General features: G+C 55.3%; 27 protein-coding genes, 1 pseudogene and 1 riboswitch. Of the genes and pseudogenes, 26 read left to right on the plus strand and 2 right to left on the minus strand.

All coding sequences use genetic code 11. The features are described from left to right. Nucleotides 1–130 precede the first annotated feature (130 nt). The 23 genes and pseudogenes from lysA to GT003_RS08415 all read left to right on the plus strand — a co-directional run bounded on the left by lysA (nucleotide 131) and on the right by GT003_RS08415 (nucleotide 22,441). Entirely contained in the window at nucleotides 131–1,459 is a 1,329-nt protein-coding gene (gene lysA, locus GT003_RS08305; RefSeq protein ID WP_161696407.1) for a diaminopimelate decarboxylase, read from the plus strand. Nucleotides 1,460–1,485: 26 nt separating this feature from the next. Further along, nucleotides 1,486–1,917, plus strand: coding sequence for a peptidylprolyl isomerase (locus tag GT003_RS08310; RefSeq protein WP_161696409.1), 432 nt, complete (start codon nucleotides 1,486–1,488; stop codon nucleotides 1,915–1,917). Nucleotides 1,918–2,054: 137 nt separating this feature from the next. Further along, nucleotides 2,055–2,768 (plus strand): response regulator, encoded by a 714-nt coding sequence (locus tag GT003_RS33010; RefSeq protein WP_204798885.1) that lies wholly within the window; start codon nucleotides 2,055–2,057, stop codon nucleotides 2,766–2,768. After that, a complete protein-coding gene (locus GT003_RS08320; protein WP_161696411.1) occupies nucleotides 2,762–4,174 on the plus strand; it encodes an ATP-binding protein in 1,413 nt (470 codons plus the stop codon). The genes GT003_RS33010 and GT003_RS08320 overlap by 7 nt, the downstream gene beginning before the upstream one ends. 59 nt (nucleotides 4,175–4,233) lie before the next feature. After that, the gene (locus tag GT003_RS08325; protein ID WP_161696413.1) at nucleotides 4,234–4,782 is read left to right on the plus strand and encodes a hypothetical protein; all 549 of its coding nucleotides are present in this window, start codon (nucleotides 4,234–4,236) and stop codon (nucleotides 4,780–4,782) included. A gap of 230 nt (nucleotides 4,783–5,012) precedes the next feature. Next, nucleotides 5,013–5,510 (plus strand): hypothetical protein, encoded by a 498-nt coding sequence (locus GT003_RS08330; RefSeq protein ID WP_161696415.1) that lies wholly within the window; start codon nucleotides 5,013–5,015, stop codon nucleotides 5,508–5,510. 545 nt (nucleotides 5,511–6,055) lie between these two features. After that, nucleotides 6,056–6,257: riboswitch (FMN riboswitch) on the plus strand. Nucleotides 6,258–6,447: 190 nt separating this feature from the next. After that, entirely contained in the window at nucleotides 6,448–7,563 is a 1,116-nt protein-coding gene (gene ribD / locus GT003_RS08335) for a bifunctional diaminohydroxyphosphoribosylaminopyrimidine deaminase/5-amino-6-(5-phosphoribosylamino)uracil reductase RibD (protein ID WP_161697266.1), read from the plus strand. A 41-nt stretch (nucleotides 7,564–7,604) separates the two neighbouring features. Beyond that, nucleotides 7,605–8,288: a riboflavin synthase gene (gene ribE / locus GT003_RS08340; protein WP_161696417.1), complete on the plus strand. Its 684-nt coding sequence runs from the start codon at nucleotides 7,605–7,607 to the stop codon at nucleotides 8,286–8,288. A gap of 44 nt (nucleotides 8,289–8,332) precedes the next feature. After that, complete coding sequence (locus GT003_RS08345) at nucleotides 8,333–9,589, plus strand: bifunctional 3,4-dihydroxy-2-butanone-4-phosphate synthase/GTP cyclohydrolase II (protein ID WP_161696419.1); 1,257 nt, start codon at nucleotides 8,333–8,335, stop codon at nucleotides 9,587–9,589. A 101-nt stretch (nucleotides 9,590–9,690) separates the two neighbouring features. Beyond that, the gene (gene ribH, locus GT003_RS08350; RefSeq protein ID WP_161696421.1) at nucleotides 9,691–10,161 is read left to right on the plus strand and encodes a 6,7-dimethyl-8-ribityllumazine synthase; all 471 of its coding nucleotides are present in this window, start codon (nucleotides 9,691–9,693) and stop codon (nucleotides 10,159–10,161) included. Between the two features lie 69 nt (nucleotides 10,162–10,230). Further along, nucleotides 10,231–11,010, plus strand: a complete 780-nt coding sequence (locus GT003_RS08355) for a segregation and condensation protein A (RefSeq protein WP_161696423.1) — start codon at nucleotides 10,231–10,233, stop codon at nucleotides 11,008–11,010. After that, a pseudogene (scpB, locus tag GT003_RS08360) lies at nucleotides 10,976–11,572 on the plus strand (SMC-Scp complex subunit ScpB); the annotation flags it as partial. The gene GT003_RS08355 and the pseudogene scpB, both read left to right, overlap by 35 nt. 271 nt (nucleotides 11,573–11,843) lie before the next feature. Next, nucleotides 11,844–12,542: a DUF2953 domain-containing protein gene (locus tag GT003_RS08365; protein WP_161696427.1), complete on the plus strand. Its 699-nt coding sequence runs from the start codon at nucleotides 11,844–11,846 to the stop codon at nucleotides 12,540–12,542. An 86-nt stretch (nucleotides 12,543–12,628) separates the two neighbouring features. Further along, entirely contained in the window at nucleotides 12,629–13,081 is a 453-nt protein-coding gene (ytfJ, locus tag GT003_RS08370; protein ID WP_161696429.1) for a GerW family sporulation protein, read from the plus strand. A gap of 301 nt (nucleotides 13,082–13,382) precedes the next feature. Further along, nucleotides 13,383–14,447 (plus strand): D-alanyl-D-alanine carboxypeptidase family protein, encoded by a 1,065-nt coding sequence (locus tag GT003_RS08375; RefSeq protein WP_239565756.1) that lies wholly within the window; start codon nucleotides 13,383–13,385, stop codon nucleotides 14,445–14,447. 87 nt (nucleotides 14,448–14,534) lie between these two features. Beyond that, the gene (locus GT003_RS08380; protein ID WP_161696433.1) at nucleotides 14,535–15,215 is read left to right on the plus strand and encodes a nucleoside recognition domain-containing protein; all 681 of its coding nucleotides are present in this window, start codon (nucleotides 14,535–14,537) and stop codon (nucleotides 15,213–15,215) included. Between the two features lie 10 nt (nucleotides 15,216–15,225). Continuing rightward, nucleotides 15,226–15,744 (plus strand): spore maturation protein, encoded by a 519-nt coding sequence (locus GT003_RS08385; protein ID WP_204798891.1) that lies wholly within the window; start codon nucleotides 15,226–15,228, stop codon nucleotides 15,742–15,744. Nucleotides 15,745–15,897: 153 nt separating this feature from the next. Continuing rightward, the gene (locus tag GT003_RS08390; RefSeq protein ID WP_161696437.1) at nucleotides 15,898–16,638 is read left to right on the plus strand and encodes a pseudouridine synthase; all 741 of its coding nucleotides are present in this window, start codon (nucleotides 15,898–15,900) and stop codon (nucleotides 16,636–16,638) included. Nucleotides 16,639–16,733: 95 nt separating this feature from the next. Next, nucleotides 16,734–17,261 (plus strand): redoxin family protein, encoded by a 528-nt coding sequence (locus tag GT003_RS08395; RefSeq protein WP_161696439.1) that lies wholly within the window; start codon nucleotides 16,734–16,736, stop codon nucleotides 17,259–17,261. 19 nt (nucleotides 17,262–17,280) lie between these two features. Continuing rightward, nucleotides 17,281–18,945 carry a cytochrome c biogenesis protein ResB gene (resB, locus tag GT003_RS08400; RefSeq protein ID WP_161696441.1) on the plus strand — a complete coding sequence of 555 codons (1,665 nt, stop codon included), beginning with the start codon at nucleotides 17,281–17,283 and terminating at the stop codon, nucleotides 18,943–18,945. Beyond that, on the plus strand, nucleotides 18,942–20,201 hold the full coding sequence (ccsA, locus tag GT003_RS08405) for a cytochrome c biogenesis protein CcsA (RefSeq protein WP_161696443.1): 1,260 nt from the start codon (nucleotides 18,942–18,944) through the stop codon (nucleotides 20,199–20,201). Before resB ends, ccsA begins: the two co-directional genes overlap by 4 nt. Nucleotides 20,202–20,293: 92 nt before the next feature. Continuing rightward, nucleotides 20,294–21,010 (plus strand): response regulator transcription factor, encoded by a 717-nt coding sequence (locus GT003_RS08410; RefSeq protein ID WP_161696445.1) that lies wholly within the window; start codon nucleotides 20,294–20,296, stop codon nucleotides 21,008–21,010. Next, entirely contained in the window at nucleotides 21,011–22,441 is a 1,431-nt protein-coding gene (locus tag GT003_RS08415; RefSeq protein ID WP_161696447.1) for an ATP-binding protein, read from the plus strand. A gap of 220 nt (nucleotides 22,442–22,661) precedes the next feature. Here GT003_RS08415 and serA read toward each other — a convergent pair whose 3' ends face one another. Next, nucleotides 22,662–24,254: a phosphoglycerate dehydrogenase gene (gene serA, locus GT003_RS08420; RefSeq protein WP_161696449.1), complete on the minus strand. Its 1,593-nt coding sequence runs from the start codon at nucleotides 24,252–24,254 to the stop codon at nucleotides 22,662–22,664. Between the two features lie 268 nt (nucleotides 24,255–24,522). Between serA and GT003_RS08425 the strand changes: the two genes are divergently transcribed. Then, entirely contained in the window at nucleotides 24,523–24,849 is a 327-nt protein-coding gene (locus tag GT003_RS08425) for a rhodanese-like domain-containing protein (protein ID WP_239565729.1), read from the plus strand. Here the strand turns inward: GT003_RS08425 and GT003_RS08430 are convergent, their stop codons facing one another. Further along, nucleotides 24,850–25,773: a hypothetical protein gene (locus tag GT003_RS08430; RefSeq protein WP_161696451.1), complete on the minus strand. Its 924-nt coding sequence runs from the start codon at nucleotides 25,771–25,773 to the stop codon at nucleotides 24,850–24,852. A 106-nt stretch (nucleotides 25,774–25,879) separates the two neighbouring features. Here GT003_RS08430 and GT003_RS08435 point away from each other — a divergent pair, with 106 nt between their 5' ends. Together GT003_RS08435 and GT003_RS08440 are read left to right on the plus strand one after the other, a co-directional pair. After that, on the plus strand, nucleotides 25,880–26,473 hold the full coding sequence (locus GT003_RS08435) for a CPBP family intramembrane glutamic endopeptidase (RefSeq protein WP_161696453.1): 594 nt from the start codon (nucleotides 25,880–25,882) through the stop codon (nucleotides 26,471–26,473). Continuing rightward, on the plus strand, nucleotides 26,470–26,736 hold the full coding sequence (locus tag GT003_RS08440) for a hypothetical protein (protein WP_239565730.1): 267 nt from the start codon (nucleotides 26,470–26,472) through the stop codon (nucleotides 26,734–26,736). Before GT003_RS08435 ends, GT003_RS08440 begins: the two co-directional genes overlap by 4 nt. Nucleotides 26,737–26,747: the final 11 nt, after the last annotated feature.

Raw genomic sequence — 26,747 nt, forward strand, 5'->3', positions numbered from 1 at the left:
TCTTCAGAAAGAAATGCAAATGAAATGTGAAATTATCCATTTCGGCGGGGAACCGAATGCGCTATACTGGTGTAAATGGTGCAAATAACACTTTTGGGTAATTTCTTTGGAGAATGCGGAGGGGAAACGAATGTACTTACATGGAACCAGCAAAATCAATGCGCAAGGGCATTTGGAAATCGGCGGGTGCGATACGACGGAATTGGCAAAGCAATTCGGCACGCCGCTATACATCGTAGATGAAGGCCTCGTTCGCCAGAGAGCCCGCGAATACGTGGAATCGTTCCGCGCGTCGGGATTGAAATTCCAAGTCGCATACGCCAGCAAAGCGTTCAGCGTCATGGCCATGTGCTCCATCGCCGAGCAAGAGAACTTGTCGCTTGACGTCGTCTCCGACGGAGAGCTGTACACGGCGCTGAAAGCCGGCTTCCCGGCTGCGCGCATCCATTTCCACGGCAACAACAAGACGCCGGACGAAATCAACATGGCGCTCGATGCGAACATCGGCTGCTTCGTCGTGGACAATTTCAACGAGATGTACCTGCTGAACGCGCTCGCTGCCGATAAAGGCAAGCGCGTCAACGTTCTCCTGCGCATTACGCCAGGGGTAGAAGCGCATACGCATGACTACATTTCTACGGGCCAAACGGACTCCAAGTTCGGCTTTGACCTTGGCAACGGCACGGCATACAAGGCGATTCAAGAAGCGGTCGCGCAATCGAACCTGGAGCTGCTCGGCGTTCACTCGCATATCGGCTCGCAAATCTTCGAAGTCGAAGGCTTCGCGATGGCTGTCGACAAAGTAGCCGGCTTCGCCGTTCAAGTGAAGAACGAGCTCGACGTGACGTTCCGCGTCATCAACCTCGGCGGAGGCTTCGGCATCCGTTACGTGGAAGGCGACACGCCGCTTCCGATCTCGCAATACGTCAAGGCTATCACGGATTCGATCAAGTCCAACTTCTCCGCGGCGAACTATCCGCTGCCCGAAATCTGGGTTGAGCCCGGCCGCAGCATGGTCGGCGATGCGGGAACGACGCTGTACACGGTTGGGACAAGCAAAGATATTCCCGGTGTACGTAAATATATCGCGGTCGACGGCGGCATGACGGACAATCCGCGTCCTGCGCTTTACGAGTCCAAGTATGAGGCCGTCCTGGCGAACCGCGCCAACGACGCGCTCGAAGAAACCGTAACCGTAGCGGGCAAGTGCTGCGAAAGCGGCGATAAGCTGATCATCGATTTGGAGCTTCCGAAAGCCAATAGCGGCGACCTGCTTGCCGTCTTCTGCACGGGCGCGTACAATTATGCCATGGCGAGCAATTACAATCGTATCCGCCGTCCGGCGGTCGTCTTTGTCAAAGACGGTGCCGCAGACGTTGCCGTTAAGCGCGAATCGCTTGACGATATCATCGGCAACGACGTTATTCCGGCGCGTCTGCAGACGTCCGCAGTTAAATAACCGATTCGACAGGAGGCAATTTATCAATGGCAAAACAAGCGAAAATCACCATGGCAAACGGATCCGAGGTCTTGATCGATCTGTTTGAAAACGACGCGCCGAACACGGTTGCGAATTTCGAGAAGCTGGTTAACGAGGGCTTCTACAACGGCCTTTCTTTCCACCGCGTCATCCCTGGCTTCGTAGCGCAAGGCGGATGCCCGAACGGTACGGGCACCGGCGGCCCCGGCTACACGATCAACTGCGAAATCAACCCGAACAAACACGAGCGCGGAGCGCTCGCGATGGCGCATGCCGGCCGTAACACGGGCGGAAGCCAATTCTATATCGTGTACCAGCCGCAGCCGCATCTGGACGGTCAGCACACGGTATTCGGCAAAGTCGCGCAAGGCATGGAGCATGTCGATGCCTTCCAAGGCCGCGACAAAATGGAAAAAGTCGAAATCGTCGAAGTCTAAAACCCTCGAACCGCAGCAGGTGGATCCCTATCCGCCCGACTGCGGTTTTTTCGTCCCATCGGCGAGTCGTAAGCCGCTCTCCATAGGAGGGCGGCTTATTGCATAATGAATCCTATACGCGACTTGGGGAGTAGGAGGTGAAGACCATTTCGGGACGCATTCTTGTCGTCGATGACGATTCTTCGATCGTCAAAATTACGAAGCTGTATTTAACGAAGCACGGCTACGAGGTCGACGTGGCGTACGACGGTCGAACGGCCTTGGACAGCATCCGGAGCGGCGGGAATTACGCGCTAAACGTGCTCGATCTGATGCTGCCCCGCGTCGATGGATGGGCGGTCTGCAGAGAACTGCGGCAAAGCGGCGACTACACGCCGATCATCATGCTGACGGCACGGGGAGAGGTGCAGGAGCGAATTGAAGGCATCCGCATGGGAGCGGACGATTATTTGGTCAAACCGTTCGATCCGAACGAACTGCTGGCGCGCGTGGAAGCCGTGCTGCGGCGAACGCGCGCTGCGGATAGCGATCGCTTATCCGAGGGGAATACGCTTGTTGTAGGTAATCTGCTGCTTCGTCTGGATGCTTACGCCGTATACGCCGACGGGGAGTTTATTAATTTGACGAAGCGGGAGTTCGACCTGCTCGCCTGGTTCGCGAGGCGACCGGAGAAGGTATTTTCCCGCGAGGATTTGATCGCGCAGCTTTGGGGCTGGGATTATGATGGCGAGAATCGGGTCGTGGACTTATATATCCAGCGCATTCGGCGGAAGCTCGGAACAGCTAGAGGCTGGAATCTGACCACGGTTTGGGGAGTCGGATACAAGTTCGAGGTGAACGTGCCGTGCTGAATTCGATCTTTCGCAAGTGGCTGTTCGCCTCCGTATGCATTTCGCTGGTCATGGTGCTCGTTATGAGCCTTTCCATTAGCTGGGTCGTCCAGCGCAACTATTACCGGCAAGGCATCGATCGGTTGAACGGACAGACCGGTGCCGTAGAAGAGGCGTTCCAGCAGCGGCTGTCGGACGAGATGACGGCGGCGGACTTCCGCAAGAGGCTGAAACGGATCGAGCAGGAGAACAAGATAAACATCAGCTTGGTCGGCAAGAAGGTAAAGTTTCTGAAGCAGGACTTGTATGAGGTCGGCGTTCGTCCCGACATCAAAGGCTGGATCGATACCGTGTCGTCCGGCAATCATATCTCGCGCATCTCGAAATTCAGCAAGCAGGATAACGAGACGATGCTCGTCGTAGGCTTTCCCCTCATGAAGAAAGGTCAAGTCGCGGCGGCCGCCTTTATCTATTCCAAGGCAGCCGATGCGCGGGCGCTCGCGTCGCCGATACGCAAGATGATATGGCCGATTGCGCTCGTCTGCGCCGGTCCGCTTGTTGCGCTGCTGTGGCTGGCGACACGCAGGTTCGTGCGGCCGATCCTTCAGCTTAACCATGCGGCAGGGGCGATTGCGGGCGGCGATTTTTCAAGCCGGGTCGCGGTTGAAGGGGGCGATGAGCTTGCTAAGCTCGGCGGCGCCTTCAATACGATGGCCGGGCGAATGGAGCGGGTCGAGGAGCAGCGAAGACGGCTGATGATGGAGATCGCGCACGAATTGCGAACGCCGCTTACGAGTATTCGCGGTACGCTTCAAGCGTTAAAGGATGGCATTTTGACCGATAAGGAACAGGGTGAATTCGTGGAGCTGTCGTTCGGGGAAGCGGGAAGACTCGGGCGGCTCATCGATTCTATCCATGAATTGTCGGCTTTCGAAGAGCATCAGATTCGGTTCGAGTGGGAAGAGGTAGATCTTACGGAGCTGGTACAGCAGACCCTGCAGCAGCTCCGGGCTAAGGCGGCTTCGACCGGCATGCATCTTCACGGGGAAACGGAAGCGGGGATTACGCTGCGCGGCGATCCAGCGAGGCTGCGCCAGGTGCTGTTGAACGTCATCGGGAATGCGCTGGAGCACAATCCCGCGGGAACCGAAGTATTCGTAAGTCTGATGCGGTCCGGCGTGAACGTATTCATTGCGGTTCGCGATAAAGGCCTCGGGATTGCCGAGGAGCATGTCCCGCATGTGTTCGAACGGTTGTACAAAGCCGAATCCAGCCGCTCTGCCCGCGGATCGGGACTCGGGCTTACCATTGCGCGCTACATCGTGCAGGCTCACGGAGGTACGATGACGGTCGTCTCCGAGCTGGGAAAAGGAACGGAGTTCAAGGTGGAGCTGCCGCTGTTGCGTTCGACCGTGACAAACTTTTGATACATTTTTCCTATACAGTAGGTTGTGCAGGACATCATGTATTGAAGGAGGCGTTCATCATGTTGAAAAAAAGCGCGGCGGTCGCGGTGATCGGACTCGCTTTGCTGGCGGGTTCGGCTCAAGCCGTATTCGCTTCCGGCGCGGATACGGGCACGGCGTCCGCGGACGCGACGACGACGGCAGCAGGTAAGCATGCGGTTTGGAAGGCGCAGACGGCCGGACTCAAGAACCAGCTTATCTCTCTGCGTGCCGATCAGAAGAATCTGCAAACGCAGATCAAGACGGTTCGTCAAACGATCAAGTCTACGGCAAAGTCGCTTTCGAAGCAGCAGCGAGCTGAGATTAAAGCTAATTCGCAAGCCTTAAAGGCGCAGCTGGCTGCGCAGCGTTCCTCGATCGAGTCGCTTCGTGCGCAGAAGCAGGCGTTGTGGACCCAGGTGAAAACCGCGAAGAAAAGCGGCGATCCTGCGTCGGGCGGTGCCGAGCTTACGCAAATCATCGCGTTAAAAGAGCAAATCATACAAGCGAAGCAGCAAGTTTTAGCGTTGCAGCAAGAATTGATATCGCTTCTTGACTCTGCGGCTGCAGCTGCGGGGGCAGGCGTATAAATCGCCTGCGGCAAAGCGCTGGAAACCGATTCCGATGATACATCGGGATCGGTTTTTTTGTATTTGAAGTCGAATCGATTTGAATTAATTTATCCAAAAAGACAATTTCAAAACTGTTAACCGATGTGAAAGCGATCTTCGGCGGCTGCGAGGGTGTCATTTGACACTATTAGTCGCATAGAAGGGATTTTCTTCCTTTGTAACGAATTGTTCGATAAGGAGGAGATGAAATGATGCTGAGAAAGAGAATGAATAATTTTATAGAAGCGGTAAAGTTATCTTTGGAAACTCAGAACTGGTACTCCGCTTTAATATTGGGACTAACGCTTCCAGATATTTGCGGGAGACTGAAATCCCCTGATAAAGGAAGCAAAGAGAGATACATAGATTGGTTTGATACTTATATAAAAGATAACTTCACTTTTAAAAGGCCTCATCTTCATTATAGTTTTAAAGCAGACATATTTATTGAAATTCCCCATGATGTCATATCATTAACCGGTAACGATTGTTATGCATTAAGATGCTCATATTTACATGAAGATAGAGAAGAGATTGAGCAGCAAAAAAGCGTCGCATTAGACAGTGCCGCCGCATTACAATTGCAAATAGATTTATTTTGTTTGTTAATTATCGAGGGCGTAGATAAATGGATTGATGATTATGAACAAGACCCCGATATTCAAGCAAGAGCTGAATCCCTTTTACATATTAAGGAATTCAATTAGCGCTCCCATGGGGGGCTTTTTTCATGAAAAAACACTACTATATAATTTACCAACGCTATCGTTCGGGAAACGTTGTATGCGCTTTTAGAGGGTTAGACGGACATTCGGATGTAGATGGCCTAAATCAGCCTAGGCGTAAGAGGAGTTGTTCGCGAGCTGCAGGCAGGCAACTTCGTGAAGCGGTTTCGAAACTAAACTTCGCGATCATGCGGTTGCATAATGGCAATCCGCCCGGTCAGGCATGGATAGTGTTTAAGTTTAAAGCAATCATAAAGACGGCCATGAGAGGCGTTAGACGTACGAGTGTCAGAAGAGTTCTTATGTTCTTGCTAAACGAATAGGAAGTCGTAGTATCCTAAATGTTTCCAAACAGCTTTTACAATCGGCCTCCGGACAATGGCAGGGATGAAAATCCTTGCTTTTTTCATTTTGCAGTGGTACTATTTCAATCAATATAATGGCGAGTGAAGTTGTAGGGTTTCGGCATGTTGTCTACGGGCACTACAAGCAGCTAAAAGTCATTATCGAACAGAACTAATATTGCGACTTTCCTTCGGGGTAGGGTGAAATTCCCAACCGGCGGTGATCAGAGGCATTCAGTCCGCTAGGCTTCATGCGGCGGCAGCCTTTGTCAGTCCGTGACCCGGCTCGCAAGCGTACGACTCCTTCGGGACGGTATGGCTGCTTGACGGTGGACCTGGTGAGAATCCGGGACCGACAGTATAGTCTGGATGGGAGAAGGAAAGGACGCGTGAATGCCATTTTTTACATCTCTCGACAACCTTGTTCTTTTTTTCACAAGGTTGCTGAGTTTGTTTGAATGTGTCTTCGAACGCGTCCTTCAACCTGTGCACCTCCGATCACCCCGTTGGCATGATTCAGCCGAGGGGTGATTTTTATTTTGTCGACGAACGATGTTTTGAATGACGAGGCTTATATGCGGCTTGCGCTCGATATGGCGTCGAAGGCCAAGGGACAGACGGACATCAATCCTGTTGTCGGCTGCGTCGTCGTAAAGGAGGGTCGCATCGTCGGACTCGGGGCTCACTTGCGCCGCGGCGAAGGCCATGCGGAGGTCCATGCGCTGCGCATGGCGGGCGGCGAGGCGGAAGGCGCGACAGCCTACGTCACGCTGGAGCCTTGCAGTCATCACGGACGTACGCCACCCTGCTGCGAACGGCTCATCGAGGCGAAGGTCGCGAGAGTGGTCGTCGCCTGCGAGGATCCGAATCCGCAGGTAGCCGGGCGAGGAATAGCGCGGCTTCGCGAAGCGGGCATCGCCGTCGAGGTCGGCCTGCTGGGGCAGGAATCGCAGCTCATGAACGAAATGTTCAACAAGTTCATCGTCACGAGGCTTCCGTTCGTTACGATGAAATCCGCGATGACCCTGGACGGCAAGCTGGCGGCGAAGACGGGCGACAGCCGGTACGTCAGCGGACCGCAGGCCAGGGAAATGGTGCATACGCTCCGGCATAGGCACATGGGCATCATGGTCGGCGTCGAAACGGCGCTGATCGACGATCCGGAGCTGACGACGCGGCTGTCGGTGCCGGCCATCCATCCCATTCGAATCGTCGTCGATTCGCGGCTTCGTCTTCCGGCGGAGTCCCGCATGCTGCAAGAGCGTTCCGCGCCTGTCATCGTGCTGACGGTCGAGAGCGCCGATCGGGACAAACGCGCCGCATTGGAAGCCGCGGGAGCGGAAGTCATCGTGTGCGGCTCGGAGAGCAGAGTGGATCTGAATATCGCCATGCGGAAGCTTGGCGAGCGCGAAATCGGCTCCATCCTGCTGGAAGGCGGCGGCAAGCTGAACGGTGCGATGCTGGAGCTCGGATTGATCGACAAGGTGCTGCTGTTCATCGCTCCCAAAGTGATCGGCGGGCAAGCGGCGCCTGGCGTCTTTCAGTTCGAAGGCTTCGAGAAGATGGCGCATGCGATTCTGTTCCGGGACGTGCAAGTCGAGCAAATCGGGGGCGACCTCTTCATGAGCGGTTATCCCGAGCACGCGGCAGGCGACCGCGCGAGCGGAGCAGGAACTGACCGGCACGCATAGGGGCAGCTCGTTCGGATATCGGGGGAGAGGAGGAACCTGTCATGTTTACAGGCCTTATTGAAGAAATCGGGACGCTGAAGCGTTCGTATAAACAGGGCGAAGCGATGGTGCTCGCGATCGGGGCGCAGCGCGTTCTGGAAGGCGTCGCGATTGGCGACAGCATCTCGGTGAACGGCGTCTGCTTGACGGTGACGGCATACGACGGCCGCTCCTTTACGGTCGACGTCATGCCGCAGACGTACCGGCATACGAATCTGAAAGACATTCGACCGGGCGAACCGCTCAACCTGGAGCGGGCCATGCAGGCGGGAGGACGCTTCGGCGGCCATATCGTGCAGGGCCATGCCGACGGCACCGGAGAGATCGTATCCCGCCGCAGCGACGCGAATGCGATTGTATTCCAGATACGGCCACTTGATGCGAGACTGATGCGATATGTCATTTCGCAAGGCTCCGTGACGCTTGATGGAATCAGTTTGACCGTCTCCGATGCGGGCCGGGACGGATTTACCGTATCCATCATTCCGCACACGCTGAAGGAAACCGCGCTGCAGTTCAAGGATGCCGGCAGCGTCATCAACATCGAATGCGACGTGCTTGGCAAGTATGTCGATCACTTGCTTCATTACAAGCAGGCGGACGGCGTGGATGAGAAGAAGGCCGGCAAGCCGGGGAGCGGCAGCAGATTGACCGCCGCGTTTCTAGCGGAGAACGGGTTTTTCTAACAGAGACATAGGCAGACAGTCGGCCTACAAAGGAGCGGATAGCGATGAGTAACCAACTAGGTGCAAGGAAATTGTCGGACGATCAGCCCATATTCAATACGATCGAAGAAGCTTTGGACGATCTGATTAGCGGCAAAGCCATCATCGTCGTCGACGATGAGGACCGCGAGAACGAAGGCGATTTGATCGCGCTGGCGAGCAAGGCGACGCCGGAAATCATCAATTTCATGATTACCGAGGCACGCGGTCTGGTCTGCGTACCGATTACGCAGGAGCGCGCGGAAGAGCTGGAGCTGCCGCCGATGGTGCAGCGCAATACCGATTACCACGGTACAGCGTTCACGGTATCGGTCGACCACGTCTCGACGTCGACGGGCATCTCGGCGTACGAACGTTCGCAGACGGTCCAAGCGCTGATCGATCCGAGCACGAAGGCGGGCGACTTCCGCCGTCCCGGTCATATTTTTCCGCTGATCGGGAAGAAGGGCGGCGTCCTGCAGCGCGCGGGACATACCGAGGCGGCGATCGACCTGGCGAGCATGTGCGGTTCCGAACCCGCGGGCGTGATATGCGAAGTCATCAAGGAAGACGGCTCCATGGCCCGCTTGCCGGACCTGATCGAATTCAAGAAGAAGCATGACCTGAAGCTGATCTCCATTCAAGCGCTCATCCACTACCGCAACTCGAAAGAGAATCTCGTGGAGCGGGTCGTCGAAGTAAAGATGCCTACGGATTTCGGCGTATTCCGGGCGGTGGCCTATACGAACGAGGTGGATAACAAGGAGCATGTCGCGCTTGTCAAAGGCGAGATCGATCCTTCCAAGCCGACGCTCGTACGCGTGCACTCCGAATGTCTCACGGGCGACGTATTCCATAGTCACCGCTGCGACTGCGGACCTCAGCTCGAGGCGGCGCTGCGCCAGATCGACGAAGCCGGCAACGGCGTGCTGCTCTATATGCGCCAGGAAGGGCGAGGCATCGGCCTGATCAACAAATTGAAGGCCTATCAGCTGCAGGAGCAGGGATTGGATACCGTGGACGCGAATATTAAACTGGGCTTTGCCCCGGATTTGCGCAATTACGGCATCGGCGCCCAGATCCTGAAGGATCTCGGCGTACGCCAAATGAAGCTGATGACGAACAATCCGCGCAAGATTCGCGGTCTGGAGGGTTACGGCCTCGAGGTCGTGGAGCGGGTTCCGATCCAAATGACCTCGAATGCGGACAATGATCAGTATCTGCATACGAAGAAGGACAAATTGGGCCATTTGCTCAAATTCGACGATAACCAAGCTAACTAACCAATAACGCACCAACAAATAAATAACTTCTAAGTTAAAGACATGCAACGAACCACTTACTCCTGCATCAGGCAGGCCAATTCAGAGAGGATGACTAATCAATGCCGAACGTATTCGAAGGACATTTAATTTCCGAAGGTTTAAAATATGGCGTCGTCGTGGGACGCTTTAATGAGTTTATCAGCAGCAAGCTGCTTGGCGGCGCGCTGGATGCGTTCAAGCGCCATGGCGCGCTGGACGAAGAAGTGGATATCGCTTGGGTGCCGGGCGCCTTCGAAATTCCGCTGATCGCGCAGAAAATGGCCGAGAGCGGCAAATACGACGCCGTCATTACCCTTGGCGCCGTTATCAGAGGGTCCACGCCGCATTTTGACTACGTCTGCAACGAAGCGGCCAAAGGCGTTGCTTCCGTGGGATTGAAGACTGGCGTACCGACCGTATTCGGCGTATTGACGGTCGATTCGATCGAGCAAGCGATCGAGCGCGCGGGCACGAAAGCCGGCAATAAAGGCTGGGAAGCCGCGGTTACGGCAATCGAGATGGCGAATTTGACGAAAGTGCTCCAAGGCTAAGCAGCAAGTCGGAGCTGGGCCAAGGCACGAATAAGCACATCATTACTTTTCTGGGAGTGGGCCTGCACCATGGCGGTGACGTACAAATTGGAATCGTTCGAAGGACCGCTCGATCTGCTCCTTCATCTCATCGATAAGGCCGAAATCGACATTCACGAGATTTCCGTCAGCGAGATTACGGACCAATATATGGATTATTTGAATGCGATGCAGGAGCTGGAGCTTGAGGTCACGAGCGAGTTCCTCGTCATGGCGGCAACGCTGCTGTCGATGAAGAGCAAGCAGCTGCTCCCGAAACCGCCGATCATCGAGGATGATTACGAGGAATGGCCGGACGACGGGCTTGACCCGCGCGACGAGCTGATCGCGAAGCTCGTGGAGTATCGCAAATACAAACAGATCGCCGAACAGCTGCGGGAGCAGGAATTCGAGCGGAGCCTCGTGTATACGAAGGAACCGGAGGATATGTCGCCTTTTATGAAGGCCGTGCCGGACAATCCTGTCAAGGGACTCAGCGTCAACGACCTCATCGCGGCATTCCAGAAGGCACTCCGCAAAGCAACGCGGCGCAATGTCATCGCGACTATCCACCGGGACGAAATTTCCGTCAAGGATCGGATCCGCGATATCATCGACGTGCTGCGCGAATTCGAAACCGTCCGCTTCTCGAAGCTGATCCGCGACGACATGAGCAGGCATGAAATCGTCGTTACCTTCCTGGCGCTGCTCGAGCTGATGAAGATGAAGCATATTCGTTGTTTTCAGCACAGCTTGTTTGACGATATCGTCGTGCATTGGAGGGGGGAGACGACCGATGGCGGATTATTCGAAGCTGAAGTCGATTATTGAGGGACTGCTGTTCATGGCAGGGGACGAAGGACTGACAGCCAGGCAGCTGTCGGATATCCTGCAGATGGATGCAGCGGTGGCGGCGGATATGGCCAAGGATCTGATGAAGGATTTGAAGTCGAAGAAGCGCGGCATTCAGATGTCGCTCGTCGCCGGCGCTTACCGGTTGACGACGAATCCGGATCATACGGTGTATTTCGAACGGATGGCCTATTCGCCGACGCGCTCGAGCCTGTCTCAGGCGGCGCTCGAAACGTTGTCCATCGTTGCCTACCGGCAGCCGATCACGCGCGTCGAGATCGAGGAGATCCGCGGCGTCAAATGCGACCGCGCGCTCCAGTCGTTGGTCAGCAAGGATTTGATCGAGGAGGTCGGCCGCGCCGAACAGATCGGGCGTCCGATTCTATACGGCACGACCAAATCCTTCCTGGATTATTTCGGTTTGGCAAGCCTCGATGCGCTGCCGGAGCCGTCGTCCCATCTGGATGACGACCTGGAGGATCAGACCCAGCTGCTCTTCGAGCGCCTGGAAGGCCGCCAAATGACCATCGAAGAAATGTCGTTCGCCGATCTCGAGTCCGAGCTTGGCGGCGATCGGCAGGACAAGCGTGGCGGGGATCCGATATCGGATCCGGAAGCCGACGACGAGGAATTCGACGACGAACCGGAAACCGAATCGGAATCCGACACGGAAACAGAGCTGGAAACGGAAACGAGATCAGCGCGCGTTCCGGTCCCGGAGAACGAATAACTTCGCATGAAATTAATCGAATGAGATTTGCTCGCAAGGTCATACTATATCCGACCAACTCAGGGAAATGAGGGGATACGCCATGCTTGGCTACCCGTTCGGATGGATGATCGCGGCAGGTCTCATTTTTTTGCTGTTGCTGGCCATTGCCTTGTCGCCTGTCGTGATTCGAGGGCGTATCAAGCGAGTCGGGGAAGACGACGATGCCGAACTGCGCATTCGGGCATTATTCGGCGTCGTCCACTACCACTGGCAGCTGCCCGAGATGAAGGTCCAAGGCTTAGGCATGGAGCTGAAGCGGGAGTTGACGGCCGAGAACATCGGCGGCAGCGATTCGAGCGTGAAGAAGAGCAGCGTCAATGCGAGCAGCATCGTTCAATCGATCAATTGGACGCATGCGCTGCTAAGGCATACGGATGACTTGCTGGGATGGGTCCGCAGAACGCTGAATCACATTCGGATAACCGAATGGAAATGGACGAGCGCCGTCGGCACCGGCGACGCCATGTGGACGGCCATGCTGACCGGCATGGCCTGGTCGGCGAAGACGACCGTCATCGGCGTGCTTTCGCAGCTGATCCGCCTCCAAACGGATCCGGAGATGACCGTTCAGCCGGTTTACCAACAGGCATACTTCTCCACGGAAGGCCAGTTCACCGCGAAGGTGTCCTTCGGTTACGCTATTTTCGCAGGCATTATGCTGGCCGTGAAAATGAAGCATGCGGCCAAAGGGTTGCCAAATGGCATCGTCGGCTGGCAGCGGATTTTGCTTCGCGGCTGATTACATAATGACCTCCGGCAGGGGGAACGCTAGAAACGGCAAGGCGCAGTATTTGACCGATTTTGATTTGAGGAGGACTTAATTTGATGACAGACCATCCGATTCAAGGCCTGATGCAAACCGCTATGGAAAACATCAAGGAAATGGTGGATGTCAACACCATCGTCGGCGATCCGGTCCAAACCCCGGACGGCAGCGTCATTATGCCGATCTCCAAAGTGGGCTTCGGGTTCGTGGCGGGCGGCAGCGATATCCGCATGGATGATCACGCCAAGAACGGCGCGGACGCGCATAATGCTTCCGTCCAACTGCCGTTCGGCGGCGGCAGCGGCGGCGGCGTCTCCATCACGCCAATCGCGTTTCTGGTCGTGGGCACCCACGGCGTTCGCATCGTGCCGCTCGACAATCAGACGCATCTGATGGAGCGCGTAATCGATTCCGCTCCGCAGGTGTTCGACAAGATTCAAAGCATGTTCAAAAAAGACCAGTCATCGGCCGATATCGATTCCGTGCTCATCGACAGCATGGACGTCCGTTAACGACGACGGTAAGCTCGCGCATGACCGTAACCGTCCAATCGAGGACGGTTTCTTTTTTTAGGACGGGTTGGGATATATCCCGATCCGATTCATATACTTGAAATACAACGTCGTATAAGGTTTGCCTTCTACGCCGGCTTGTATTTCTTCGGAATGGGATGCGCCGCGCCGTCAGCAGGACGGGGACAGCTCGTTTCGCCCTTGAACAAGACGAGTAACGACATCATGAAGGAGGACAACTATGAGGCTCGCCCGCTTGAGGAATCGATGGACCGTAATGGCCGTTTCGGCGCTGCTTTTGATGACTGGTTTGGCGGAAACAGCGGCAGCGAAGCCGGCGGCGATAAGCACCGGAGCGGTAGGTGCCGCATTGGTCGACGTGGAATCCGGCCGGATTTTGTACAGCCATAATGGAGACAAGCCGATGCTGATTGCCAGCCTGACGAAGATTATGACGGCGATTGTTGCCATTGAGCACGGGAAGCTGTCCGATATGGTCGAGACGAGCGCTCGTGCGGCAGGCAAGGAAGGCTCTTCGATTTATTTGCGTCGCGGGGAGAAAATGAGCCTGCATAATATGCTTTACGGACTGATGCTTCGCTCCGGCAACGACGCGGCTACGGCAATCGCGGAACATGTCGGCGGATCGGAGGAAGGCTTCGTTCACATGATGAACGCCAAAGCCGAGCTTCTGGGACTGGCGAATACGCAATTCATGAATCCGAGCGGCTTGGATGCGAACGGGCATTATTCTTCGGCGAACGATTTGGCCAAGCTCACCGCTTACGCGTTGAAGAATCCCGTATTCAAGGAAATCGTCAAGACGAAGAGCAAATCGGCACCGAACCCCAATGATCCGTGGGACTACGTATGGAAAAACAAAAACAAAATGCTCGCCATGTACGAAGGCGCCGATGGCGTCAAGACCGGCTATACGAAGAAGTCGCTTCGCTGTCTCGTCAGCTCGGCGACACGGAGCGGACAGCAGCTGGTCGCGGTTACGATCAATGATCGCAATGACTGGAACGATCACATGCACATGCTCAATTATGGCTTTACTTATTTCCCGCTCAGCGAGATCGCGCATAAAGGACAACCTGTGAGCGGTTATCCGTTTGCCGTCGGGCGCACGCTCCGTTATCCGTTCGCGGAAGGCGAGAAGGAGCAGCTGCAATCCAAGCTGAAGCTGCTGAATACGCGTTCCACGGCATATTTGTTGGGCGAGCGAGGTACGATGGAATGGTTCGTAGGAGATGACAAAGTAGGCAGCGCTCCGGTCTATGAATCCCAAGACGCGCGAGTCGGAGTGAACAAGCCGGCCGGAGCTTCGGGAGGACGGGCCGGGGCAGGTTCGAACGGCAAGTAGCGCCATACGGACTCGACGTTAATTATCGGAATCAGGAATGGCAGCTGCGATCAGTTGGCGTATTTCAATAAGGAAGGAGGAGGCGGGATGGTAAATTTCATTTGGCTCTTCTTCATCGCGGTGAGCTTCGTTGCCGCGATCCTGAACGGACGCATGGAGGCGCTCACCGAAGCTGCCTTCGAAGGCGCCAAAAGCGGCGTGACCGTCAGCTTCGGCTTGATTAGCGTAATGGTGTTTTGGCTCGGGCTGATGAGGATCGGCGAGGATGCGGGATTGCTCCGCAAAATCGCCGTCCTGCTTCAACCCGCCGTCCGTTTTCTGTTTCCGGACGTTCCGAAGGGTCATCCGGCGCTCGGCTACATCATGAGCAATATGAGCGCGAATATTCTCGGCCTCGGCAATGCGGCAACGCCGATGGGGATCAAGGCGATGCAGGAGCTGCAGAAGCTGAATCCGCACAAGGAAACGGCATCCGCCGCCATGTGCACGCTGCTCGCGCTCAACACCTCCAGCATTACCCTCGTCCCGACGACGCTTATTGCGATCCGGATGACTTACGGCTCCGTCAATCCGGCCGAAATCGTCGGTACGACATTGGCGGCGACGCTGGTGGCCACGGCAGCAGCAATCCTGGCCGATCGTTGGTACAGGCATCGGTACAACCGCAGGCCGCCGAAAGACATAGGCCGGGATGGGACCATGGCGCAAGGACCGCCGGGTTCGGATGCCGGAGGCTTCGGTCAGGGAAAGGGTGAGGCCGTTGTATGAATGGGTAACGATGATCTCTGCCTGGCTCATTCCGTTCATGATCGTGTTCATTCCCTTGTACGCCGCCTTCAAACGGGTCCCCGTATACGAAACCTTCATCGACGGCGCCAAGGACGGCTTCGGCACGGCGATCAATATCATTCCGCATCTTGTCGGCATGATGGTCGCCATCAGCATGTTCCGGGCATCCGGGGCAATGGATATGCTGGCAAGCCTTATTCGCCCGTTGTTCGACAGCTTTGGCATTCCGAGCGAGGTGCTTCCGCTTGGCCTGCTGCGGCCGCTCACGGGAGCCGGTTCGCTGGCTTTCACGACGGAGCTGATCAAGACCTACGGTCCGGACTCCATGATCGGTCGAATCTCCTCCACGGTACAAGGCAGCACCGATACGACGCTGTACGTCCTGACGGTATATTTCGGCGCGGTCGGCATCCGCAAGAGCAAATATGCCCTTAAAGTCGGGTTGTTCTCCGACTTGGTCGGTTTTTTTGCAGCTATTATCATTTGTTTATTCGTTTTCGGCACTTAGCTTACATAGTACCGGAGCCCCGCCGTCCGTATCGACCTCCCATGGCCGAAGCGGACGGGCAGGGCTTTTTGCTTATTGCATGGAACGTTTGCCTGCCCGCGCACTTTCTTTCATATGTCGATTTAGGGTATGATGGGGGGTGAGGTGAAAACATTGGAACGTTTACAGAAAATTTTAGCGCAGGCCGGCGTTGCGTCGCGCCGCAAATGCGAGGAGCTAATTCTCGCCGGAAAGGTACAGGTCAACGAGGAGACCGTTACGACCTTGGGAGCCAAAGCCGATCCGGCAGTGGACGTTATATCCGTGAATGGACGCGTAATCAGAGGGGAAAGCAAGCTGTACTTGATGCTGCACAAACCGAAGGGCGTCATTACGAGCGCGAGCGATCCGCAGGGACGCAAGATCGTCTCCGATTATCTGCCCGGCATCAAGGAGCGGGTATATCCCGTGGGCCGATTGGATTACGATACCGAAGGTTTGCTTTTGCTGACCAACGACGGAGAGTTCGCCAATCTGCTGACGCATCCGAGCCATCACGTGCCGAAGACGTACTGGGCAACGGTGAAAGGAGTGCCGCACGGTACGTCGCTGGAGAAGCTGAAGCAGGGCATTCTGCTTGAGGACGGAATGACGGCTCCCGCCGAAGTGGAATACCACGACGTAAATACGGAGAAGAATCAGGCTACGATCACGATCACGATTTACGAAGGCCGTAACCGCCAAGTGCGCCGTATGTTCGATGCCATCAATCATCCCGTCATCCTGCTTCGAAGGGTTCGTTTCGGCGAACTGGGCCTGCACGGTCTGGCCCGCGGCAAGTTTCGTCATTTGACGCCGAGAGAGGTGCAAGATCTTCGCTCCGCAGCCGTCAAGACACATAAAATTCAAAAATAACAAGCGGCGGCAACCTCAATTGCCGTCCGATTTTCGTTATAATGAAGGTACGGAATTTAGCAGCATGGCAGCTTACGAACAGGCGGTGTATAGCTATGAAATCAAACCGCAGACTCATTCAAGTGCTGATCTTCCTCGGCGTTATCGTTCTCGGCGGTTATGCCATCGGCAATTCGTTGTTTGCCGACGGCGGCGGTCTTCCGCGCAAAGGCTCGAAACCGCCCGCATTCGCGCTTCTCGACGCGGACGGCAAGACGCATCGTCTCGAGGACTATAAAGGCAAGGCGCTCGTCATCAATTTCTGGGGCAGCTTCTGCCCGGGATGCGTGACCGAAACGCCGGATTTGGAAGCGCAGTACAAGAAGCATGGTGACAAGCCGTTTGAAATCGTCGGGATCAATCTAAGCGAGGATCGTTTAACGATTAACAATTTCATTAAACAGTATGGCGTCAGCTATACGATTCTGCAGGACAACAATCGGCAAGTCGAAAGCGCATATGGGCTTAAGTCGTATCCAACCACCTTCTTCGTGAAGCCAGACGGTACGATCATGGACGTCTTTATCGGACCGATGGGCGAACAAGACATGGACGAGCGCATCACGAAACTGTTGGCGTCCTAGTCCGGGGAGGTTTTTTGCTTTGTCAGCTTTTGAAAACACGAAATGCGAATGCGGTCATCAGAATCCGACCGGCACGGTGCTGTGCGAGAACTGCGGATATCCCCTCGATCCGGAGGAGGAGAGCAGCGAAGCTCCGCTGGAGATGCGTTACGACGGCATCGCGCGGCGCTCGCAGAAGGCGAATCCGAATCCGATCGACCGGGTGTGGAATTTCTTCTCGTCCGTGAAGGTCGCCGTTCGATTGATCGTCATCACGCTTATCGCGGCAATGATCGGCACGATTTTCACGCAGGAAAATGCTTTTATCTCCTTCGATCCGACTACCTACTACGAAGGCAAGTACGGCTGGATCGGCAAATGGTATTATAAGCTTGGTTTCTCCAATACTTACGAATCCTGGTGGTTCATCGGCCTGCTCGTTATGATCGGCACCTCGCTTGTCATTTGCAGCCTGGACCGCGTCCTGCCGCTGTACCGGGCGCTCAACAAGCAGCAAATTCGCAAGCATGAACAGTTCCTGGTCCGTCAGAAAACGGTGTATACGGGCGAGATCGAAGGTCCGGAAGATGTATGGACGGACAACATGGCCAAACAGCTGAAGCGCAAGCACTACAAGGTTCATATGGAAGGCGGCGCGCTGCTAGCCGAGAAGAACCGTTTCAGCCGCTGGGGTCCTTACGTCAATCATATCGGCTTGATCATCTTCCTGCTAGCGGTGCTGCTTCGCACGCTGCCCGGCTGGTCGATCGACAACTATGTGACGGTTGCGGAAGGGGACACGGTGAAGGTTCCGGAGACGAAGTATTACGTCAAGAACGAGAAATTCACGATCGATTACTACACGGACGCCGAACTGCCGAAGGAATTGAAAGGCACGGCGCGAGCGAAGCTTTACGAGACGCAGGCCATCCTCTACACGTGCGCGGCGGACTGCGACGATCCGTCCAAGGAGCCGAAGCTTACGGAAGTGAAGCGGCATAACATTATCGTGAATGATCCGCTCTCTTATAACGGCATTAAAGCCTACCAGTTCGGCTTCGATGACACGCCGAAGCTGAAGGCGGTCAATCCTGTGCTGATCGACAAGAAAACAGGTAAATCCTACGGTCCGTTCAAGCTCGATATGCGCAATCCGCAGCTTAATTTCGAGCTTGGGCCGTATTCGCTGGAGCTTCGTCAATCGTATATGGATTTCGCCCTGAATTCGGACGGCAAGCCGACGACGAAGTCGCGCGAGCCGAATGCGCCGGCATTCGTGTTCCTGTTGAAGGGACCCGGCCTATCCGACAAAGGCGAGCCGTACATGTACTTCCCGAAACAAAACGATAAGGCACGCTTTAGCCAGGACGTCATCAACGGCGAGCTGGCCGAACGCTTCGAGCTGAAAGTGCCGGCAATGGAAGGCGTCGAATTCACGCCGGTGGAAACCTCGCTTAACATCCGCTATGACCGGGCGATGCCATATATTTGGGTCGGAGCGGGCATATCCATGTTCGGCCTCCTGCTGGGTTCCTATTGGCAGCACCGCCGGATATGGCTGCGTCTTGACAACGGCCGCGTGACGCTCGGCGCCCATACGAACAAGAATAATTACGGCATGCGTGCCGAGGTCACGTCCGCGCTGCGCGGTATAGGCATCGTCGTAGAGCCGAAGTCGCTCGATAACGGGAGGAACAAATCGTGAGTTTGCTTGATTTCAGCAGCGACGCGTTTATCGTCGCATTCTTTCTATACTGCTTCGGATTTTTGTTTTACGGGGTATCCGCTCTCGGCAGGAAATGGAGCAAGCGCAGTCCGGAGGAGCATATCAGAAGGTGGGGCCGCGTCGCTTATATCGTGTCCTTACTTGGCTTCATCGCCCATCTGACGTTCTTCTTCACGCGTTGGTCCGGCGGCGGCCACATTCCGACGAGCAACATGTACGAATTCATGTCGTTTCTCGCGATGGCGATCATGGCGGCGTTCATCGTGGTCGACGCGATCTATCGCAAACCGCTGCTCGGACTGTTCACGCTTCCGCTCGTGGTCATCATCGTCGCTTATGCGGCCGTGTTTCCGCAAGAAGTGCAGCCGCTCATTCCGGCCCTGCAGTCCTATTGGCTGAAGATTCACGTGACGACGGCTGCGACGGGCGAAGCGTTCTTCGCGGTGGGTTTCGCCGCAGGACTGATGTATCTGCTTCGCACGGTTGATTTCAAGAAAACGGATCAACGCGCAAGACGCGAACAACGCTGGGTAGAGTTTACGCTCTACGTGATCATCGTCATCATTGCATTTATCGGATCCGTCTTCGGATTCCGCGGTGCGGGCTACGAAGCGAATTTCAAACAGGAGACGGTCGAGATCGACGACAGCGGCGCAGAGAATTCGACGGTCAACACGGTCGAGTACTCCCTGCCGCCGATCTTCAAGCCTTATAACAGCCAGGTCGTGACGATGGATTCGTTCCTTGGCATCGACAAGCCGTTGTTCGAGACGCCGCACTGGATGCATGGCGTCGATGCGGCGCGCAAGCTCAACACGATTACATGGTCGATCGTCAACGGCTCTATTCTGTACGGTTTACTTCGTCTTGCGCTTCGCAAACGAATCGGTGCCGCTATCCATCCGCTGATGGATGGCATCGACGAGGATGACATCGACGAGATCAGTTATCGCGCTATCGCGATCGGTTATCCGATCTTCATGCTCGGCGCTCTGATCTTCGCGATGATATGGGCGTACATTGCCTGGTCGCGTTTCTGGGGCTGGGATCCGAAGGAAGTATGGGCCCTTATAACGTGGCTCTATTATACGGCCTATCTGCATTTCCGTTTGTCGCGCGGCTGGCACGGTTCCAAGTCCGCTTGGCTTGCCGTCATCGGCTTCGTCGTCGTCATGTTTACGCTGATCGGGGTCAATCTCGTCCTCGTCGGCCTGCACTCGTACGCGGGTGTATAATTGAAATTGTGACCTGCAGGCAGGCGCGCGTCTCATGAGGCGTGCGCCTGCCGTGCAGTATGGAATTCGATTCCCGAGAGGAGACATGCCAGATGTCCGAAGAACTTCACCGCATTCTCGTCGTTGACGACGAAGAACGAATCCGCAGGCTGCTCAAAATGTATCTGGAGAAGGAAGGCTATATCATCGAGGAAGCGGAGGACGGCGAGTCCGCGCTGCGGATGGCGACTATCGGCGAATTCGATCTGATCCTGCTCGACGTGATGCTTCCGGGCATGGACGGCATCGAGGTATGCACGCGTCTGCGTCAAGTGAAAGCGACGCCGGTCATCATGCTCACCGCGAAAGGCGAGGAGATGAACCGCGTGCAAGGTTTCGAGGTCGGCGCGGATGATTACGTCGTCAAGCCGTTCAGTCCCCGCGAGGTCATTTATCGCGTCAAGGCTATTCTGCGACGCTCGTCGGCTACTGCTTTCCTGACGAAGGAAGCGTTGACGAGCAACAATATCGTATTCCCGCATCTCATCATCGAGCATGATGCGCACCGTGTCATGGCTGGCGGCCAAGAAGTAAGCCTGACGCCGAAGGAATACGAGCTGCTGCATTATTTGGCCATCTCGCCGGATAAAGTATTTTCCCGCGAAGAGCTGTTGAAGGACGTGTGGAACTACGAGTTTTTCGGCGACCTTCGTACGGTGGATACGCATGTCAAACGGCTCCGCGAGAAGCTGAACAAGGTGTCACCGGAAGCGGCTATGATGATTACGACGGTATGGGGCGTCGGCTATAAGCTCGAGGTGTCCAAATAAGTGGTTATTTGGCGCAGCGTAGTCGGCAAGCTTTGGCTTACCATCATTGCTCTCGTGGCAGCCGTTTTGCTGATTCTCGGCATGTTCCTGCTGCAGTACATCGACATCGCTTTCAGTAAATCGAATTCCCATGCCGTTAAGGTGCTGTTCGTCTATACGGCGATCATCGGATTCTTGTTATCTACGTTCTTCGCGTTCTTCCTCTCTACCAAGATCACCCAGCCGCTGCTGCAAATGAAGAAAGCGGCCGATCTGATCTCGCAGGGCGAATACCGCACTCGCGTGCCGATTCGATCGACGGACGAGATCGGGGATTTGGCGAATACGTTCAACAATATGGCTGTCGAGCTGGAGACCCTGATTCGCGACTTGAATCATGAGAAAGAGCATCTGGCTAGCGTGCATCGCAGCATGGCGGATGCCGTCGTCACGTTCGATACGTCCGGGCAGGTCATTCTCTCCAATCCGAGCGGCCAGCAGTTGGTCGACCGTTGGCTGGAGCTGGAATGGACAGAGGAATCCCGCATGCGTTCGCAGGTTCCGGGCCCGTTGTTCGACCTTTATCTGAAAGTGCTTCGCGAGGGGAGAGACTTGACGGACAAGGTGCATGTGCAAAGCGCCGTATGGTCGGTCGTCATGGCCCCGCTGAAATCCAACGATGCCGTCCGCGGCGCAGTAGCCGTCATGCGCAACGTCACCGAAGAATCGAAGCTGGAGAAGCTGCGGCGCGATTTCGTCGCCAATGTCTCCCATGAGCTCCGCACGCCTTTATCGATGCTGCAGGGCTACAGCGAAGCACTGCTGGACGATATTGCGGCTTCGCCGGAAGAGCGGAGGGAACTCGCGCAGGTCATTAACGAAGAGTCGCTCCGCATGGGACGGCTGGTGAAGGATCTGCTGGACTTGGCCCGTATGGAAGCAGGCCACTTAGAGATCAACCTGGAACCGACGGATCTCACGATGCTGCTGAAGCGCGTGCACCGCAAATTCCAAGGCTTGGCGAAGGAACAGAACATTCAGTTGGACATCGAGCTTGCCGACGAGCCGCTCATGATCGCCGAAGGGGACGAAGACCGTCTGGAGCAGGTGCTGACGAATCTGCTCAGCAATGCCGTTCGCCATACCCCGCAGGAAGCGCATATTGCGCTTTGCGCCCAACCGGTAATCGTCAATCGCCAAGCATATGTGGAGATTCGGGTGCGGGATGAAGGAGAAGGGATTCCGAGCGAAGACCTGCCTTACATCTTCGAACGGTTCTACAAGGCCGACAAAGCGCGGACGCGCGGGGCTTCTTCCGGCGGCACGGGGCTCGGCCTCGCGATCGTGAAGAACATCATCGAGTCGCATCACGGTCAAATCCGAGCCGAAAGCACGGTCGGCGTCGGTACGGTCTTCACCGTGCTGCTGCCGGTCGATCCCATTGTCGCCTAACAAGAGCGCTCCGAACTTCGGAGCGCTCTTGTTGTGTATCGCCGGCATAACGGGGATGAATGTCGGAGAGAGCCGCGCGGAAGTCGTATCTTGTTGAAGGAAGTAGACAAATCTTGTTGGTCGTGAAACATTTTCTGGGCATAATCGCCCCATAGGTATAAAAAGAACGCCTTTCCCCGAAGGGAAAGGCGCTCTTTGTCTGTAAATAGGGGTACCAGGCTTAATAAAGAATGATTTCTTTCGCTTTATTAAGATCAGGCAGTTTGACGAGCTCGGTGATGACATCCTTGGAGACGCCTTTGTCGACAGTCAGCACCATGATAGCCGATCCGCCTTCCAGTTCGCGGCCAACCTGCATCGCCGCGATGTTGACGCCGTTGTTGCCAAGCAGCATGCCGACGCTGCCGATAATGCCTGGCTTGTCGTTGTGCGAGATGAGAATCAGGTTGCCCTCAGGCGCGACGTCTACCGGGAAGCGGTCGATTTGCACGATCCGCGGACCGTAACCGGTCAGCATCGTGCCTGTTACGATACGCGTGGCCACTTTCGAACGAAGCGTAACCGTAATGGAGTTCGTGAAGTCGCGGGCCGCATGCGAGTTGTTCACGACGATGTTCACATGACGTTCTTTGGCCAAATGCATCGAGTTGACGACATTGACGTGGTCCGAACCGAGGTGGTGGGCAAGCACGCCGCGTACGATGTAACGCGTCAACGGCTGCGTATCCACTTCTGCCAGTTCGCCGGCAAAGTTGACCGTGATTTCATCAACCGCGCCTTCCGTCAGCTGGGAGACGAAGCTGCCCAGCTTCTCGCCGAGCGTGAAGTAAGGCTGCAGAATGCTCAGGACGTTCGCTGGAATCGGAGGCATGTTCACGGCGTTCATGAACGGTTTGTCGCGCAAAATGTTCAATACTTGCTCGGAAACGTCGATCGCTACGTTCTCCTGCGCTTCGACAGTGGAGGCGCCGAGATGCGGCGTGACGATGATTTTCGGATGCTTTAGGAACGGGTGATCCGCCTCAGGCGGCTCGACCTCGAATACGTCGAACGCCGCGCCTGCCACGATGCCTTGATCCGCTGCTTCCACGAGCGCAAGCTCATCGATAATGCCGCCGCGGGCACAGTTGACGATGCGCATGCCTTTCTTCATGACCTCGAATTGAGGACGGGAAATCATGTGGCGAGTCTCGGGCGTAAGCGGCGTATGAACCGTCATGAAGTCCGCGTTGCGGACGATGTCGTCTACGCTCGAGAGACGAATGCCGAGCTTCTCCGCGCGCTCTTCCGTCAGGAAGGGGTCATAGCCCCAGATATCCATGCCGAATGCTTTGGCGCGCTTAGCTACTTCACTGCCGATCCGGCCCATGCCCATGACGCCCAGGATTTTGCCGCGAAGCTCGACGCCCAGGAACGATTTGCGGTCCCATTCGCCGCCGACCGTTTTCAAATAAGCTTGGGGAATATGGCGGGCAACCGCCATCATCATAGCAAACGTATGCTCGCAAGTCGTAATGGTGTTGCCGTCCGGCGCATTAATGACGATAATGCCGCGTTGGGTTGCTGCTTCCAAATCAATGTTATCGACGCCGACGCCCGCGCGTCCGACGACTTTAAGCTGTTTGCCGGCTTCCATAATACGGGCGGTCACGCGGGTCTGGCTGCGAACGAGCAGCGCATCGTATTCCCCGATGATGGCGACGAGCTCGTCTTCGCTAAGACCCGTTTTTTTGTCAACGGCGACATCCTCCGCATCCACGAGCTTTTGAATGCCTAAATCGCTGATGGGATCTGAGACCAATACTTTAAACATGTTGGATTGCCTCCTGAGCGTTTGTATGATGGGTGTATAGTAGAAGTGAAAGACCCTCGTCCATCCCGCCGCACAGCGCAGCGTCGTAGGCGAGAGTCTGTTCACACGATCACACGTCTAGCTTATGATTGAAACCTGTGGAGCCAGCTATTTTCAGGCTGCTTTAATGTTTCTCCTATTATAGCAAGAACAACTATAAATGCAATGCTTAAAACTTGCTCAAATGTGAAAATTTCGTTATGATCGACCGTAAACGGGAGGGATTGAATTGGAACGCTGGAACCAAATGGAGCCGGATGTTTTCTGGCAATTGCTGCGAGAAAGCAAGCTTGATCCGGAGCAAATCATAGATGTCCGTGAGCCGCAGGAATGGGACTATTATCATCTGCGGGGAAGCACGCTGATGCCGCTGTCGACGTTCCAGGATACATGGGAACGGGTGCCGGAGGACAAGCCGGTTTATGTCATCTGCGCGCATGGCGTCCGGAGTCAGGCCGTTTGCCGATACTTGAACGAAAAAGGATACGGAAGCATTACCAACGTCGTTGGCGGAATGGCTGCCGTATCCCACTATGATGGATTCCAATATGATTGATTATTCATTCTCCGGATAGAAGAACGGGAGCTGCGGAAGCAGCTCTTTGCCGTATAACACGGCTTTGCTTTCGCCGAAATCGCCAGCTCGCACGGCCTCCGTATTGACGAGCAGATCGACGACGGAATCGACGGTCCGCATCTTCATGGAAGCGGCTTGCCCGGATTGGATGAACTGATCGATACGTGAAGTCAGGTCCTGCGGATAGAAGGAAGCCAGCGTCTTTCGGGCGTTCAGCTGGTTGGCCGCGAGCTTGTTTTTGACCGTGAGCGGCAATGTTTTCCACTGCGCGATGCCGACGTCGGCCGTTTTTGCATAATCGCCAGGGATAGCGGGGTTGACGGACGAGCTCCATTTCAGCATGGCTGCGTAATAGTCCTGCTGCCCGCCAAGCGCGTATTTGACGCCGTCCACGTAGTAAGCATCCTTCGAAAGCGCCTTGACCAGTTTGTCTGCGGTCATGTTTTTCGAGGAGCCTGCTGCCCGCTGGGCCGCCTCCTTGAACATGCGCAGACTCTTGAGCAGCTGCAGTTGGGCGGATTCGAGAAGCGGCGAGTTCCGCGACACGGAAGCGAGTTCAGCTTCCGCATAGGTTTGCTTCGCGGAACCCGAAAGTTCCTTCATGGTCGAGCTGACGTCGTTCAATTGACCCGTAGTCAGCTTGCGCATGGTAGAGAACCATTCGTTTTGAAATTCACGATAAGGCAAAAATACGGTATGATAGAAGGATACGAGATCCTGCTGTTGATATGCGGCCGCAACGCCTTTATTGCTGCTAAGATGTTTCGTGTTTTCGACCAATTTCGCTTCCGTTCTGTCGGAACCGACTTTGACGCCGTAGAAAAAAGCGCCGACTGCGAAAACAAGCATGAACAGAAACCCAAGACTATAGAGCATTTCAGAATGTGTGAGTCGTTTCTCCATGTTTCTCCCCTTCGAACCTTTTTTCGACAATTTTCCGGAATGTCCCACTAGTATAGGATATAACCCATGAAAAGGAAATATCAACCTTGGATGGCAGGAGCAGGACATGAAAAAATTCGATATTCGTAAAATCAAGCTGAAAACGCTGCGCATCGACGAAATCGATGACCGGATGCTGCTCATTAATTTGTACGCGACGCAAGCGATTACTTTTGTTATCGGTTTTATTTGGTTGTTATTTCAGAGCCGCAATCCTTTTTATTTATTTAAACCCGGCGATACGCCCGATTTCGCGTATTGGGGATTCGGTCTGGCCGCAGCCGTCATCGCGGTCGACATGCTCGCCGCGCGGTTCGTGCCGGAGGAAGCCAACGATGACGGCGGCGTGAACGACCGGATTTTCCGCAATCGTCCGGTATGGCATATAGCCGTGTTGTCCCTGATCGTGGCCATCTGCGAGGAAACGCTGTTCAGAGGAGCCGTGCAATACCATATCGGTCCGTACTGGACGAGTATTATATTTGCGGCTATCCACGTCCGATATCTAAGACATTGGATCCCAACGGGGCTCGTGTTCTGCATCAGTTACGCGCTCGGTTGGATCTACATCAAGACAGGCACTTTATTGGCGCCCATTCTCGCGCATTTCATCATCGACTTGGTCATGGGGCTTGTCATTCGTTTTCGGAGGGAAGCATGAGCAGAGTTCAGAAATTCGGCAAGAAAAAAGGCGCGTCGCAGGACGCTGCCGTGGATGAGAGCGCTGCGGCGCTGGAAGCGGAGTGGGGGCTGGAGACGAACGGGGAGGAGGCATCGCCGCTTCCATCCAGAAGGCGAACGCACCCTTCGAATAAACAGCAGGTGACCCGGTGGTTCTACAGGCTGCTGATCGTGCTGTTTATCGCGCTGCTTGTCGGTTTGCTGTGGTGGGGAAGGCAATTCGAATACGGTCTCAACAACTAGGGCGACAAAGT

Source organism: Paenibacillus sacheonensis (assembly GCF_009909195.1).
In the GTDB taxonomy this organism is placed as follows: Bacteria; Bacillota; Bacilli; order Paenibacillales; family Paenibacillaceae; genus Paenibacillus_Z; species Paenibacillus_Z sacheonensis.

Excerpts from the sequence above, each read along its gene's own strand:
- GT003_RS08375 (WP_239565756.1), top strand. The coding sequence starts at position 13,383 with ATGACTGGTTTGGCGGAAACAGCGGCAGCGAAGCCGGCGGCGATAAGC.
- GT003_RS08345 (WP_161696419.1), top strand. The coding sequence starts at position 8,333 with ATGAGTAACCAACTAGGTGCAAGGAAATTGTCGGACGATCAGCCCATA.
- ribE (WP_161696417.1), top strand. The coding sequence starts at position 7,605 with ATGTTTACAGGCCTTATTGAAGAAATCGGGACGCTGAAGCGTTCGTAT.
- GT003_RS08330 (WP_161696415.1), top strand. The coding sequence starts at position 5,013 with ATGATGCTGAGAAAGAGAATGAATAATTTTATAGAAGCGGTAAAGTTA.
- ytfJ (WP_161696429.1), top strand. The coding sequence starts at position 12,629 with ATGACAGACCATCCGATTCAAGGCCTGATGCAAACCGCTATGGAAAAC.
- GT003_RS08365 (WP_161696427.1), top strand. The coding sequence starts at position 11,844 with ATGCTTGGCTACCCGTTCGGATGGATGATCGCGGCAGGTCTCATTTTT.
- GT003_RS08310 (WP_161696409.1), top strand. The coding sequence starts at position 1,486 with ATGGCAAAACAAGCGAAAATCACCATGGCAAACGGATCCGAGGTCTTG.
- serA (WP_161696449.1), bottom strand. The coding sequence starts at position 24,254 with ATGTTTAAAGTATTGGTCTCAGATCCCATCAGCGATTTAGGCATTCAA.
- GT003_RS08430 (WP_161696451.1), bottom strand. The coding sequence starts at position 25,773 with ATGGAGAAACGACTCACACATTCTGAAATGCTCTATAGTCTTGGGTTT.
- GT003_RS08440 (WP_239565730.1), top strand. The coding sequence starts at position 26,470 with ATGAGCAGAGTTCAGAAATTCGGCAAGAAAAAAGGCGCGTCGCAGGAC.
- GT003_RS08385 (WP_204798891.1), top strand. The coding sequence starts at position 15,226 with ATGATCTCTGCCTGGCTCATTCCGTTCATGATCGTGTTCATTCCCTTG.
- GT003_RS08380 (WP_161696433.1), top strand. The coding sequence starts at position 14,535 with ATGGTAAATTTCATTTGGCTCTTCTTCATCGCGGTGAGCTTCGTTGCC.
- GT003_RS08355 (WP_161696423.1), top strand. The coding sequence starts at position 10,231 with ATGGCGGTGACGTACAAATTGGAATCGTTCGAAGGACCGCTCGATCTG.
- GT003_RS08410 (WP_161696445.1), top strand. The coding sequence starts at position 20,294 with ATGTCCGAAGAACTTCACCGCATTCTCGTCGTTGACGACGAAGAACGA.
- ribH (WP_161696421.1), top strand. The coding sequence starts at position 9,691 with ATGCCGAACGTATTCGAAGGACATTTAATTTCCGAAGGTTTAAAATAT.
- lysA (WP_161696407.1), top strand. The coding sequence starts at position 131 with ATGTACTTACATGGAACCAGCAAAATCAATGCGCAAGGGCATTTGGAA.
- ribD (WP_161697266.1), top strand. The coding sequence starts at position 6,448 with ATGCGGCTTGCGCTCGATATGGCGTCGAAGGCCAAGGGACAGACGGAC.
- GT003_RS08325 (WP_161696413.1), top strand. The coding sequence starts at position 4,234 with ATGTTGAAAAAAAGCGCGGCGGTCGCGGTGATCGGACTCGCTTTGCTG.
- GT003_RS08435 (WP_161696453.1), top strand. The coding sequence starts at position 25,880 with ATGAAAAAATTCGATATTCGTAAAATCAAGCTGAAAACGCTGCGCATC.
- GT003_RS08395 (WP_161696439.1), top strand. The coding sequence starts at position 16,734 with ATGAAATCAAACCGCAGACTCATTCAAGTGCTGATCTTCCTCGGCGTT.